Origin of the sequence: Rhodoferax sp. (assembly GCF_039922535.1) — a bacterium.
In the GTDB taxonomy this organism is placed as follows: domain Bacteria; phylum Pseudomonadota; class Gammaproteobacteria; order Burkholderiales; family Burkholderiaceae_C; genus Rhodoferax_B.
Genome location: NZ_JBDTEM010000275.1, coordinates 1 through 13,340, shown reverse-complemented (window position 1 = coordinate 13,340; position 13,340 = coordinate 1). Strand labels below are relative to the sequence as shown.

Below are 13,340 nucleotides of genomic sequence, written 5' to 3'. Positions count from 1 at the left end.
GCGTTGGCCTACGGCGCACGCGTGATTGAATTACCCCAGTCGCAAGATGCCAGCATGCGCAAGATAGACCGCCAAAGCGCCAGCTTCTGGAGCGCCGTGCACGAGCGCAGCGAGACCGATGGCCTGGGCATGCTGGAACGCCAGCGTGTCAAAACCTGGTTGCGCAAAGCCTATGCAGGTTTTGACACGCTACCGCTCTAGCCTATTGCGCGGAGTGCTATAAAAAAAGGGGCAGTACCAATGTGGTACTGCCCCTTTTTTGTGGGGAAGCAAGTGGGGAGTTAGCCCGCGGTGGCTTCTTCCGACTCGGGCTTGGCCCGGCCTTCGCGCTTGGGCAGCGGCTGGATGTCGAGCTCGACTTCGCCGGTTTCCACGCCCTTTTCGTCTGTAGTGATTTTCATGTCTACCGTCAGACGGCCACCGTCAATCAAGCGACCGAACAACAACTCATCGGCCAAGGCACGGCGGATCGTGTCCTGGATCAGACGCTGCATCGGACGTGCACCCATCAACGGGTCGAAACCCTTCTTGCCCAGGTACTTGCGCAGCCCGTCGGTAAACGTGACATCTACCTTCTTCTCGGCCAACTGGGTTTCCAGTTGCAACAGGAACTTGTCCACCACCCGCAGGATGATGGTTTCGTCCAGCGCCTTGAAACTGACGGTCGCATCCAGACGGTTGCGGAACTCGGGCGTGAACAGGCGTTTGATGTCCGCCATTTCGTCGCCCGCCTGGCGTGGATTGGTAAAGCCAATCGTTGCCTTGTTCATGGTCTCGGCACCCGCATTGGTCGTCATGATGATGATGACGTTGCGGAAGTCGGCCTTGCGCCCGTTGTTGTCGGTCAGCGTGCCGTGGTCCATGACCTGCAACAGCACATTGAAAATGTCCGGATGGGCTTTTTCAATTTCGTCCAGCAGCAAGACGCAATGCGGCTTCTTGGTAACGGCCTCGGTCAGCAAGCCGCCCTGGTCAAAACCCACGTAGCCCGGAGGCGCACCGATCAAACGGCTCACCGCATGGCGTTCCATGTACTCAGACATGTCAAAGCGGATCAGCTCGATGCCCATGATGTAGGCCAGTTGCTTGGCCGCTTCGGTCTTGCCCACGCCGGTGGGGCCGCTGAACAGGAACGAGCCAATCGGCTTGTCGCCCTTGCCCAGACCCGAACGCGCCATCTTCACGGCCGAAGCCAACACGTCCAGCGCCTTGTCCTGGCCGAACACCACGCTCTTCAGGTCGCGCTCCAGCGTCTTGAGTTTGCCGCGGTCGTCGTTAGACACATTGGCGGGCGGGATGCGGGCGATTTTGGCCACAATCTCTTCCACCTCGGTCTTGGTGATGGTTTTCTTGCGCTTGCTGGGCGCCAGAATGCGCTGGGCTGCACCGGCCTCGTCGATCACGTCAATCGCCTTGTCGGGCAAATGGCGGTCATTGATGTACTTGGCACTTAGCTCGGCGGCGGCTTGCAGCGCGGCCAGGGCGTATTTCACGCCGTGGTGCTCTTCAAAGCGCGACTTCAAACCCTTGAGGATCTCTACCGTTTCTTGTACGGTAGGCTCGACCACATCGACCTTCTGAAAGCGGCGTGACAGGGCTGCGTCTTTTTCGAAGATGCCGCGGTATTCGGTGAAGGTGGTGGCACCAATGCACTTGAGCTGGCCACTAGAGAGCGCGGGTTTGAGTAAATTGGATGCATCCAGCGTGCCGCCCGATGCCGCACCGGCACCAATCAAGGTGTGGATCTCGTCGATGAACAAAATGGCGTTTGGCCGATCCTTCAACGACTTGAGCACGCCTTTGAGGCGTTGCTCGAAGTCACCGCGGTACTTGGTGCCCGCCAGCAGCGCGCCCATGTCCAGCGAATACACCACCGCTTCGGCCAGGATTTCAGGGACTTCTTTTTGCGTGATGCGCCAGGCCAGTCCCTCGGCGATCGCGGTTTTACCCACACCGGCCTCGCCCACCAGCAGCGGATTGTTTTTACGGCGGCGGCACAGGATCTGGATGGTGCGCTCCACCTCGTACTCGCGCCCGATCAGTGGATCGATCTTGCCTTCCTTAGCCAATTGGTTCAGATTCTGGGTGAACTGCTCCAGGGGCGAGGCTTTTTCATTCTTCTCGCCACCACCCTCTTCGCCTTCTGCCTGGTTTTCAGCGGCTTTAACGGGCTCTGGAGGATCGCTCTTTTTGATGCCGTGGGCAATGAAGTTGACCACGTCCAAGCGCGTTACACCCTGCTGGTGCAAGTAGTACACGGCGTGCGAATCTTTTTCGCCAAAAATGGCGACCAGCACGTTTGCGCCAGTCACTTCCTTCTTGCCGCTGCCGGTGGACTGCACATGCATGATGGCGCGCTGGATCACCCGCTGGAAGCCGAGGGTGGGCTGGGTATCGACGTCATCGGTACCAGCCACCTGGGGTGTGTTGTCCTTGATGAAATTGCTCAGCGACTTGCGCAAATCATCGATATTGGCCGAGCAGGCGCGCAGTACTTCGGCGGCGCTGGGATTGTCCAGCAGCGCCAGCAGCAGGTGCTCGACGGTAATAAATTCGTGGCGTTGCTGGCGCGCTTCCACAAATGCCATGTGCAAACTAACTTCCAATTCTTGGGCAATCATGTGAATTCCTTTTTTGCCATGCTGATTTCGACACACAACTTTTATGACTTCGGCGGCAGAGCCGCTCCGGAGCATGAAAGTTATTTCACTTAACAACTCTTTGTGACTTTCTTGCTACGCACTCTACATGGGTTGTGCTTTGTCGTATTCAAGCCTTCAAAATCAACCCACGGGTTCGCTGACGCATTGCAAAGGGTGTCCGTTCTGTTTGGCGGCTTCTAGCACCTGGTCTACCTTGGTGGCGGCTACATCCTTGGAGTACACGCCGCACACAGCGCAGCCGTCCAAATGGATCTTGAGCATGATCTGGGTGGCCGTTTCGCGGTCCTTGCTGAAAAACTCCTGGATCACCACCACCACGAATTCCATGGGGGTGTAGTCGTCATTGAGCATCAGCACCTGGTGCATTTGGGGGGGCTGGATTTTTTCAGTGCGCCGCTCCAGCACGACCGAACCGCCATCATCCGGTGTGGATGCGGGGGTTACGGGCTGCGGTGGCTTTTTGGGGGTTTTGGTGGCCATGGGGCCATTTTATAGAGCAGTTTGCGGCCCTGCCGAAGGCTGGTGCATTCCAACTCTTACGCCAGTGTTGCGCTTGCGGCTTCGCGGATGAAAAGACCCGCGCCATGCACCTTGGCATCGTGTTTGGCCAAGGCGGCGGCATTGGCCACTTCCTCCGCGTGCCCATATTGGCCACGTTGAATGCGTACCGCGCCAATCGATAGCGTGGTGAACGGGAAAAACCGCGGCACGCCTTGCCGGTCTTCGGCATGGATGCCGCCCTCTAGCCGCGCCGGGGCATCGAACAAAGCCAGGGCCCGCTCGGCAAATTCGAGCACGATGGCTTCACAGCGCTGCACCCAGTCGCTGCTTTGGAACAAAAAGATAAAGTCGTCGCCACCCACATGGCCCACAAAATCACGTTTGGCATCGCAGTGGGCCAGGGCCAACTTGGCCACCAGGCGGATCATTTCATCACCACGCCAGTAGCCGTAATGGTCGTTGAATGGCTTGAAATGGTTCAAATCGGCGTAACAGGCCACAAAGTCGGCTCCAGCATCCATCAGGCGCTCAATGTGCTGGCTAATCGGGATATTGCCTGGTAAAAAAGTCAGTGGGTTGGCGTGGCGGGCCGCCTCCAGCCGCACCTCGGTAACCGAACGCACCAATTGGTCGCCGGTGCCCAGCCCGATGTAGCGCCCATTTTCGGTCACGATGAACCCCTCGGTCAGGTAGCGCTGGTCTTGTGATGTCAGGATGCCCACCAACTCGTCGACGTTATGGTCCCGCTCCACCAGCCTGGGCGCGTGGTTGGCGTTGGCCAGGCAGGGCTTACGCCCATGCACCTCGCGGTAATACGGGGTGGCATAGTGGGTCATGAACTGGTGCCGGTTTACCAGCGCCAGCGGACGGCCGTTGTCCACGATGGCAATCGCGTGCAGGTCGGCGTGCTGCAAAAACAGGGCTGACAACTGGTCGTTGGTCGTGTGCAAATCGGCACAGGGCGCTTGCTGCACCGCCAGGCCGCGCAAAACACCTGAGCGTGACACCCGCCCCGATGCCGGAAATATCGACACCAGCGTATCGTTTAAAACCTCCATCGCGGCCCCATGCACTTTGACCCGGGGAGCCTGCTCGGGCCGACCTAACAGATAGCCCTGCCCGTAGGCCAGATCCAGGTCGCGCAGTACCCGCAGGTCATCTTGTGTCTCGATGCCCTCAGCCACCAGTTGGGTGCCAAAAATAGTGGCAATTTGCTTCAGGGCCTGCAAGGTTTGCAAGTTGTCGGCGTGGTGGGCGATATCTTTGGTGAAGTACTTGTCGATCTTGACGATCTCCGGCTTGACCTGCGACCACAGCCGGAGGCTGGAACGTCCATCGCCAAAGTCGTCCAATGCCAGCGACAAGCCAGCAGCGCGCACATCCCGTGCGACTTCAATCAACTGGTCCATATTGTTCACGCGCTCGTGCTCGGTCAGCTCCAACACCAACATGCGCGGCAAGACCCCAAAACTGCGAACCCATTGCACCAGCGTGGCGCAACCCTGGGACTGCACCACATCCACCAAAGCGTCAGCGCTGATATTGACAAACAGCCGTCCGGGCTCCTGCAGTCGGCCCCAGCTTTCCAGCGCCACACCCGCACAGTACAGCTCAAACTCAAACACCAGCCGTTCTTTGCGGGCCGCGGTGAACAAGGCATCGGCCCCAAACATAGCCGTGCCCTCGACACCGCGAATCAAGGCTTCGTGCGCATAGATGCCGCCATTGCGCAAATCCACAATGGGCTGAAACACCGACTTCAGCGCACTTTCGCGCATCAAGGCGGCTAGCGGCCCCACCCCGTGGCGCACCTTGCCCGGTAAGTAGTCGCGGGCTAGGCTCGGCACGTCGACGGCGAAAGTATCCAAGGTATCACTCCATCTGAACGTCAAAAGCCTGGACCCTAAGGGATGGCGATGACAGCATGGTGAAAACGGGCCAGGTCCACGCTATCAAATTTGAAAATCCACATAAAACCGTATAAACTATATAAATCGTTTAATTGGAGTTTTATAGATGACCACCACCCCCAAAGTTGCTACCGTACCAACCCCTGCCACGCCTGCTGCCGCTGCACCTGCGGTGGTGGTGAGCAAGCCTGTTGTGCCGAAGAAAGTTGCGGTACGCGCCAAGGTGCTGAAGGTCGCCAAGCCCGTGGTGGCCAAAGCCAAGCCCCCCGTAGCCAAGGCCAAGGTAGTGCCTGTGGCCAAGCCCGCCAAGCTTAAAAAGCCCAAGCTGGTACGCGACAGCTTCACCATCCCCAAGCCCGAATACACCGTGCTGGATGATTTGAAACTGCGCTCGATTGCCTTGGCCCAGCCCGCGAAGAAGAGCGAACTGCTGCGCGCCGGCATCAAAGCCCTGGCAGCCATGTCAGACGCGGCCTTGCGCGTAGCTTTACAAGCAGTACCCACCATCAAAACTGGCCGCCCTGCAGCAGAAGTGACACCGAAGCCCGCTGCAAAAAAGGCCGTTAAGAAGCCTGTAAAAAAGGCCTAAAAACGGCTTAAAGCATCTCCGGGGCCTGCACGGATACCAGCACCGTCTGCCCCACGCCATCGCGCTCGCGGTGGCGCAGCCACCACACGGCACCTTTGCGCACCGAGAACTCGGGCTCGGCCATACCCAGCAACTGGGCGATGGTTTCTCCCAAAACCGGCTGGTGCCCTACCAGCAGCACGTGCACCTTGCTCTCGGGCCATTGGGCGGCGGCCAGCAGTTGCGCCGGGGTGCAGCCGGGGGCTAACTCAGAACGCAGCTTGAATTTGCGCCCCAGCGCTTGCACGGTTTGCTCGGTACGCCGCGCCGGGCTGGCCAGCACCCGGGTGCTGTCTGGCAGATGCCGGTCCAGCCACTGTGCCATGCGCTGGGCCTGCTTGGTTCCGCGCGGGGTCAGGCTGCGGTCCAGGTCGGCCAGCGGGTCATCGCCCTCTTCGGCTTCGGCGTGGCGCCACAGAATCAAATCCATATCAGCCTGCTTGCCTGCGGCGGTGTTGGCTGTAGCGGTTCATCAGCGCGGCTTGGGCACTGTGGCCGTCGATTCGGGTACGGGTGTAGCGGCCGTCTGCACCCAGGTCCCAGGCATCGCGCCCGTCCAGCAGATAAGGCACCAGGCATTCATCGATGACGCGCTGGCGCAGCACGGGGTCGGTCACCGGCCAAGCCAGCTCGATGCGGCGCAGCATATTGCGGTTCATCCAGTCGGCGCTGGACAGGTACAGCTCCTCATGGTCGCCGCTGCCAAAGTAAAAGATACGCGAATGCTCTAGAAACCGCCCCACCACCGAGCGCACCCGGATGTTGTCCGTCCAACCCGGCACTTGCGCCGGCAGCATACAGGCCCCGCGCACCACCAGGTCAATGCGCACGCCCTGCTGGCCGGCGTGCACCAAGGCCTCGATCAGGGCCTCGTCGGTCAAAGCGTTCATCTTGGCGACGATGCGCCCCGGCTTACCTTGCGCGGCAGCCTTACCCACGGCGTTGATCTTGGCGATCAGCTTGCGGTGCAGGTGGAACGGTGCCAGCAGCAGGCAGCGCAGGTGCGGCAGTTTGCTTTGCCCGGCGATGTGCAGAAAGACCTGGTCCATGTCGCCGGTCAGCGCCGGTTCGGCGGTGAGGTAGCTGATGTCGGTGTACAGCCGGGCCGTGCGCGGGTTGTAGTTACCGGTAGACAAATGGCCGTAACGGCGCAGTTGCTTGCCCTCGCGGCGCGTCACCAGCAGCATTTTGGCGTGGGTTTTCAGACCAACCACGCCGTACACCACCTGCGCGCCAATGGACTCCAGCATCTCGGCCCAGTTGATGTTGGCTTCTTCGTCGAAGCGGGCTTTCAGCTCCACCACCACCGTCACCTCTTTGCCCCGGCGCACGGCTTCACGCAGCAAGGCCATGAGCTCGGAGTCGGGTCCGGTGCGGTAAATGGTTTGCTTGATGGCCAACACCAAAGGGTCGTGTACCGCTTCTCGCAAAAAGGCCAACACCGCGTCAAAGCTTTCAAACGGCTGGTGCACCAACACATCGCCCTGCTTGAGTCGTTCAAAAAACGACTGGCCCTGAGTCAACTGCTTGGGCCAACTGGCCTGGAAGGTCGGGAACAGCAGTGCTGGGCGGTTCAACAGGTCGATCAGCTGCGTCAGCCGCGCCAGGTTCACCGGGCCGTGCACCCGGTACAGCGCCTGCTCGGGCAGGTCAAACTGCTTGAGCAAAAATGTAGATAAATGCTCCGAGCAGTCGGCCGACACCTCCAGCCGGACCGCCTGGCCGAAGTGGCGCACCTCCAGCCCTTGGCGCAGGGCGGTGCGTAGGTTGCGCACATCGTCTTCGTCCACCGCCAGGTCGGAGTGGCGCGTGACACGGAATTGCGAAAACTGCCCCACCTGGCGGCCGGTAAACATCTCTTGCAGGTGGGCGCGGATCACGCTGGACAGCGACACAAACAGCATGCGGTCACCCGCCACGGCATCGGGCAGGCGAATAAAGCGCGGCAGTACCCGGGGCACCTTGACGATGGTGATGTCGTTTTCGCGGCCAAAAGCGTCTTGCCCGCTCAGGCGCACGATGAAATTCAGCGACTTATTGGCCACCTGGGGGAACGGGTGTGACGGGTCCAGTCCCACCGGCACCAGCAGCGGCCGCACCTCGCGCTCAAAGTAGCTCTTGACCCAGCGCCGCTGCACGGCATTGCGTTCGCCGTGCGAGATGATCTGAAAACCCTGTTCGGCAAACGCCGACTGCAACTGGTCGTTGTACAGCGCGTACTGGCGCGCCACCAGCGCATGGGCGGCGGTGGCCAGCGCTTTGAAGGAATCGACGGTATAGACCCCGCGGTAGTCATTGGTGTGTGCGGCAATCAGATGCGGGGCACCGCGCACTTCAAAGAATTCGTCCAGATTGGCCGAGACGATGCACAAATAGCGCAGCCGTTCCAGCAGCGGCACATCGGCGCGTACCGCCCAGTCCAGCACCCGCTCGTTAAAGGCCAGAATGCTGTGGTCGCGGTCCAGCAGCGCTACGGCGGTCGCCGGGTGGGTGGGATGGTGGTTTTTATCAGGGAGGGGCATCAGGTGGCTACAAGCAAACGGGCGCGAAGGTTACCAGCCAGTGTGCGCGGTTTTGATGTCAAATTAATGACAGTCACGTGACGATTTGCAGAAGGGAAAAGAGGCTTAAAAATATATGTTTTTTAGGCCTCTGGCACAGGCACTGCCTGCGTCAGCAGCTACTTATTCAATAGCACAGAACATCAGGTGCGGTGGACTAACAAAGTCTCGTACACAAAGTTCTGCAGGATCACCTGGTTGGCCGCTTGGATATCGTGGAAGTTGATGCCGTGCGAGTACACCGTATGGAAGGTGGCGCCGTCGGCCGTGCTGCCCGCCGACTGCTGCACGCTGCGAATCGACGCCGTGGTGTTGATGGTGACATCGCGGTCCGAGGCCTGGTCGCGCAGCGTGAATTCGATGTCGATCAGGTCGCCCGAGGTACCCAAAGGCCGGGCGGTAGACACCAGCGCGCCGCTCAAACTGATGTCTGACAGCGTGGCCATTTTGAAGTTCTGGGGGTCTGGCCCGTTTTTGATCTTGACCGGCAAATTGGCCTTGACCCGCACCGCTTTGCGCAGGCCCACTTTCTGGATCGAACTGGGAAACGCCAGTAGCAAAAAAGCGCGAGGTGCCGTGACCACCGACTCCACCTTGCTGCTAAAGGTAAACACCGAAACCCCCGAGAACACGCGGATGATGACGTTTTCCCCTTCTGACATGGCACTGCTTTCCTGCGGAATCTTCAGCAGCAAATACTCGCCGGGCACAAAACCGATCAAGGTGGTGTAGTGCACTGCAGGGGTGGCAGACTGGCTTGACATGATCTGCAGGCGCACACCCACCTGCAGGTTCATGTCTTCAAAGTCGATGCTGGATTTTTTCGTCATGACAATAGCGGCCGGTTTGTTCATAGGTTGCTCAGAAACTTACGGTCTCTGGCGCAGTAGGTAAATTTTAGCCCTCAGCGCGTCTACCTATGCCCGCTAGCCCGTAGTGCCATAAAACCAGAGGGCAGGCTGTCAAAAACTGAAGTGCACCGTCGGGGCACTGATGTCATTGAACGGCATCCCCAGCGCAATTTCCCCGGTGCCGTGCAGCTGGCAATCGTCGCGGCGCAAGGGCACATCGGTGTCGCTGCCGGTAAAGCGCACCCAGGTGCCAAAGCTGCTCAGGTCGGTGATGAAAAACGCACCGTTGCGCCATTCAATGCGGGCGTGCAGCCGCGAGACGCGCGGATCTTTGATAAAAAACTCGGCTTGCTCGGCGCGCCCCAGGTATACCGGCATCTCTTGCGATGTAAAACTGCGATTGGTATCCAGATAAGCCAGGTGGATGCGCCCCGCCTGGTGCGTTCCGGGCCGCTCAATCTCGGCCAGGCTGGCCTGCATGGTGACAAATTCTGTGCGGGCATCTTCTTGCCACTCAATCTTGTATAGCGGCACGGCCTCAAGGCGGCCGCGCAAATTGACCGGGCCTAGGCTCATAAAGCGCAACCCCAGGGTATCGTCCACCTGGGCCACAACCGATTCGGTGGCCCAAATTTGGTTGCCGCCGGACAAATCGCTCAGCCGCGATGCGACGTTGACCGCATCGCCGTAGCAATCGCCGTCGACTTCCACCACCTCACCACGGGCAATGCCGGCTTTGATTTCCATACGGATGGCATCGGGCCATTTGAGCAGGCGTTGCTGGTGGCCGCGCTGGATGGCGATCACTGCATTGGCTGCATTGCCTGCATCGGCAAACACGGCCAGCACACCATCGCCCAGCTTTTTGACCACCCGACCCTGGTGGGCTTCGCACACCTCGCCGATCCACTGGGTGATGCGGGTCACCGCACGGGTGGCTTTCTCGTTGCCAAGCGCCACATAGAAGGCAGTGCTCCCGGTGAGATCGGCAAATACGACGGTGGCCTGTACGCCCATGCTGGAGACTTCGTTAGTGGTCAAGTAAATCGTGAATGCAGTTTAGTGCAGCAGGTGAAAAGCTATCGGATTGCATGCGCTTTACAAGACAAATTATGAATGGAAACGAACGCCCTCGGCAGACTCGGTATTTTTGGAGTACCAGGAAAGATTCAAAATGTTTCCCCTTCGGCAAATGAGTCGAAATTAATTACACCTAGTTACCGAAGCCCGGCATCCGTGAACCTTTGGCAAGGGGTTTGTGCTACTGTAATGTGTAATTTGTCACATGTTTCGCATTTAATTCATTTTTCTACACGCACACCTACCCGTCCATGGCTTGGGACTCCACCTCTATCAAAAACAGTTTCTACAACATCATTGGTGTAGATACTGCGCGGGCAGATGCCGGGCGGGCACAGCAGTTGGAGCAGGTGCGCTCCGCCATGCTGGCGTGCTTGGACGAAGTCAATGGTTTTGAAGAACCGCTTTTGCAACGCCGCGTGGCCTATGCCAAAGACGTTCAGTCATTGTGGTTCCTGCGTGCCGACCTGATGGGCGTGCTGGCTAGCCGCGATGGCGAGGCTGCGGCCCGCGCCCAGATGGAGCAGATCGCCCCCCTGTTCCAGGGCTTGTTGCCCAAGGGCCTGGTGTCGCGCTCCAGCAGATTGGGTTAAACACCCCAAGCGTGCGCTCTTACTGAAATGTGGTCAGTGGTGATGGTGGCCGCTGTGGTCGTGGTCGCCATGGTGATCGTGGTGGTGGTGCCCGGCACCGCCGTGCGACACATGGCCCCAAACCACCAGCGCCTCACGGCCTTGCAGCGCCAACTCGACCGTGGCACCCACGGGCAGCAGCACCTTGGTCGGCACATGGCCAAAGGGCAAATTAGTCAGCACCGGCACCTTGATTTGGCTGCGCAGCCAGGCCACCACGGTGGCCAGCCGGAACGTCCCGTCGTGTGGCACCTTGGTGAATTCGGTGAACTGGCCCAGCACGATGGCTTTTTGACGCGCCAGCACCCCGCTATAGAGCAGTTGGGTCAGCATGCGTTCGATGCGGTACGGGTGTTCGCCCACGTCTTCCAAAAACAGAATGCCACCTTGGATCTGCGGAAAGTACGGCGTACCCAGTTGGGACACCAACACCGACAGGTTGCCGCCCCACAGCACCGCATCTTTTAAGTAAAAATCGCCTTCCGCGCTTATTTCACCTGCGCTGGCAGCTGCGGAATCTATAGCAATCTGCGCATCCTCACGCCCCAGCCGCCAGCCGGTGCCTTCGCCCTGCCCGTCCACCAGGTCGTCAAAGCAGGCTTCCATGATGTCGTCGGGCGTGTCCTCTACGCCAAAGTCGCCGGTCAGTGCCGGACCGGCCCAGGTGATCGCTCCGGTTTGGGCGAGCAAGGCGTTTTGCAAGGCGGTGAAGTCGCTGTAGCCCACAAACTGCGTGCCTTTTTCAATCGACTTGGCCACGGCCTTGTAATCGATGCTGCCCAGGATGCGGGTCAAGCCGTAGCCGCCGCGGGTGGTAAGCGCAACGTCGGCACCGCTGGCGGCCGCGCGGTGGATGGCGGCCACGCGGGTGGCATCGTCACCGGCAAAGCGCATATGGCTTTTGAGGGCATCGGGATCGATCTCGACCGCGTAGCCCAGGGTTTTGAGCCGGGCCACGCCGCGTTTGAAAGCGGCTTTGTCGCGCACCGCGCCAGAGGGGGAATAGATATAAATATGTTTTGTCACGCGCCTAGTATCCCATTGCAGGCGGGCCTTTAGCCCAGCAACGCGGGAATCCAGCGGTTGATCAATGCCCCTCCGATGACCAGCCAGCCAAACAGCATGGTGGCCAGCAGTAGAGGTTTGATCCCGGCTTTGCGGATGGCCCCCAGGTGGGTCGCCAGACCCAGGGCTGCCATGGCCATGGCCAGCAGCACAGTGTCCAATTCGGCAGCGAAGGCCAGTACCGGCGCGGGCAGCCAGTGCAAGGAATTAAACAGCACCACCGCAACGAACCCGAAGGCAAACCAGGGCACGGCCAAAGGGGTGGGTGCGCTGGGCGTAGCCTTGCCCGCCCGCGCCGCGTCACGTGCCAGCCAGGCCGACAACCCCAGCAGAAAAGGGGCCAGCATCATCACCCGGACCATCTTGGCGATCACCGCGGCATCGGCGGCATCCGGGCCGATGGCGCGGGCGGCAGCCACCACCTGGGCCACCTCGTGGATGGTGGAGCCCGCATACATGCCAAAAGTCTGCGCGCCGCCTGGGATCAACTGCCAGTGCTGGTTCAGCACAAACAGCAGCGGGTACACAAAAATAGCCACGGTGCCAAACACCACCACCGTGGCCACCGCCACCGTGACCTGGTCGGCCCGGGCGCGCAGCACCGGCTCGGTCGCCATCACGGCAGCGGCACCGCAAATGGAGCTACCTGCGCCAATTAGCATGGCCGTCTTGCGGTCCAGGCCCAACCAGCGGGTGCCTACCCAGCAGGCCAGGCCAAAGGTAGTGCCCAGCACCAGCGCATCCACTACCAAGCCAATCAGGCCCACATGGCCGATGTCTTGCACCGTCAGCCGCAGGCCGTACAACACAATGCCCAGGCGTAGCAGGGTTTGCTTGGATACCTGCACGCCAGGGCCCACGGCCCGGCCCAGTGGGGGAAGCCATGGCAGCATGGCGTTGCCCAGCAACATGCCCAGCACGATGGCTAAGGTGAGCGCGGTCAATCCGTGTAGTTGCAGCCAGGCAAGTTGGCCCAGCGCCATGGCGGTGGCGGCCAGGGCTCCGCTCAAGGCCAGGCCGGGCAGCCATTGCAGCAGCTTGCTGCGTGCTGCTGGGTGCAGGGCCTGGTAACCAGGGGTAAGAAGCGCGACAGCCATTATTTCTCCAACGGATAGGCCTTGGGCAAGGCGATGGAGGGACTGTAGATTTCAAGCGTTTACGCGTCCAACGGGTTATTTATCTAATATCCATCTACTGGATGGGTACATGGCCGCCGCTGAAGAACGCCAGCGCGCAGTGGGCAATGGCCGCATCCGGCTCTGGCGCGGAGGTAGGCAGCGTCCACTGCCTGCAACCCCGAAAAATATCGAACGGGTCTGCCGGGTCTGCGGCGCGGGCGGCATCCGACACCCGCAGCAACTGGCCCGGCCCCAGGCTTTGCACAAACGCACGCAGCATCTTGTCGCGGTAGTCCCCGCTGGCATCCGCCAGCATGGCCGTGAAGGCCCG

The 13,340-nt window shown here is 60.1% G+C and carries 12 protein-coding genes and 1 pseudogene; 3 read left to right on the top strand and 10 right to left on the bottom strand.

The window, feature by feature from the left end:
- Nucleotides 1-201 (top strand): annotated as a pseudogene (locus tag ABI213_RS12680) (mobilization protein); the annotation flags it as partial.
- Between the two features lie 80 nt (nucleotides 202-281).
- Here ABI213_RS12680 and clpA read toward each other — a convergent pair.
- The 3 genes from clpA to ABI213_RS12665 form a co-directional block, all read right to left on the bottom strand.
- On the bottom strand, nucleotides 282-2,621 hold the full coding sequence (gene clpA, locus ABI213_RS12675; protein WP_348006337.1) for an ATP-dependent Clp protease ATP-binding subunit ClpA: 2,340 nt from the start codon (nucleotides 2,619-2,621) through the stop codon (nucleotides 282-284).
- Between the two features lie 162 nt (nucleotides 2,622-2,783).
- Nucleotides 2,784-3,143: an ATP-dependent Clp protease adapter ClpS gene (gene clpS / locus ABI213_RS12670; protein WP_348006338.1), complete on the bottom strand. Its 360-nt coding sequence runs from the start codon at nucleotides 3,141-3,143 to the stop codon at nucleotides 2,784-2,786.
- Nucleotides 3,144-3,199: 56 nt separating this feature from the next.
- The gene (locus ABI213_RS12665) at nucleotides 3,200-4,942 is read right to left on the bottom strand and encodes a GGDEF domain-containing protein (RefSeq protein WP_348006355.1); all 1,743 of its coding nucleotides are present in this window, start codon (nucleotides 4,940-4,942) and stop codon (nucleotides 3,200-3,202) included.
- A gap of 238 nt (nucleotides 4,943-5,180) precedes the next feature.
- Between ABI213_RS12665 and ABI213_RS12660 the strand changes: the two genes are divergently transcribed.
- Nucleotides 5,181-5,663 carry a hypothetical protein gene (locus ABI213_RS12660; protein WP_348006339.1) on the top strand — a complete coding sequence of 161 codons (483 nt, stop codon included), beginning with the start codon at nucleotides 5,181-5,183 and terminating at the stop codon, nucleotides 5,661-5,663.
- 7 nt (nucleotides 5,664-5,670) lie between these two features.
- Here the strand turns inward: ABI213_RS12660 and sixA are convergent, their stop codons facing one another.
- The 4 genes from sixA to ABI213_RS12640 form a co-directional block, all read right to left on the bottom strand.
- A complete protein-coding gene (gene sixA / locus ABI213_RS12655; RefSeq protein WP_348006340.1) occupies nucleotides 5,671-6,132 on the bottom strand; it encodes a phosphohistidine phosphatase SixA in 462 nt (153 codons plus the stop codon).
- Between the two features lies 1 nt (nucleotide 6,133).
- Complete coding sequence (ppk1, locus tag ABI213_RS12650; protein ID WP_348006341.1) at nucleotides 6,134-8,224, bottom strand: polyphosphate kinase 1; 2,091 nt, start codon at nucleotides 8,222-8,224, stop codon at nucleotides 6,134-6,136.
- A gap of 182 nt (nucleotides 8,225-8,406) precedes the next feature.
- Nucleotides 8,407-9,117 (bottom strand): flagellar brake protein, encoded by a 711-nt coding sequence (locus tag ABI213_RS12645; protein ID WP_348027365.1) that lies wholly within the window; start codon nucleotides 9,115-9,117, stop codon nucleotides 8,407-8,409.
- Between the two features lie 108 nt (nucleotides 9,118-9,225).
- Nucleotides 9,226-10,155: an adenylate/guanylate cyclase domain-containing protein gene (locus ABI213_RS12640; protein ID WP_348006343.1), complete on the bottom strand. Its 930-nt coding sequence runs from the start codon at nucleotides 10,153-10,155 to the stop codon at nucleotides 9,226-9,228.
- Between the two features lie 290 nt (nucleotides 10,156-10,445).
- Between ABI213_RS12640 and ABI213_RS12635 the strand changes: the two genes are divergently transcribed.
- Nucleotides 10,446-10,787, top strand: a complete 342-nt coding sequence (locus tag ABI213_RS12635; RefSeq protein ID WP_348006344.1) for a hypothetical protein — start codon at nucleotides 10,446-10,448, stop codon at nucleotides 10,785-10,787.
- A 33-nt stretch (nucleotides 10,788-10,820) separates the two neighbouring features.
- On the opposite strand, the gene ABI213_RS12630 is transcribed toward ABI213_RS12635, so the two are convergent.
- From ABI213_RS12630 to ABI213_RS12620, 3 genes are all read right to left on the bottom strand, one after another.
- Nucleotides 10,821-11,852 (bottom strand): LD-carboxypeptidase, encoded by a 1,032-nt coding sequence (locus ABI213_RS12630; protein WP_348006345.1) that lies wholly within the window; start codon nucleotides 11,850-11,852, stop codon nucleotides 10,821-10,823.
- A gap of 29 nt (nucleotides 11,853-11,881) precedes the next feature.
- The gene (locus ABI213_RS12625; RefSeq protein ID WP_348006346.1) at nucleotides 11,882-12,988 is read right to left on the bottom strand and encodes a YeiH family protein; all 1,107 of its coding nucleotides are present in this window, start codon (nucleotides 12,986-12,988) and stop codon (nucleotides 11,882-11,884) included.
- A gap of 94 nt (nucleotides 12,989-13,082) precedes the next feature.
- The coding region (locus ABI213_RS12620) for a hypothetical protein (protein WP_348027363.1) at nucleotides 13,083-13,340 on the bottom strand (258 nt) is incomplete at its 5' end.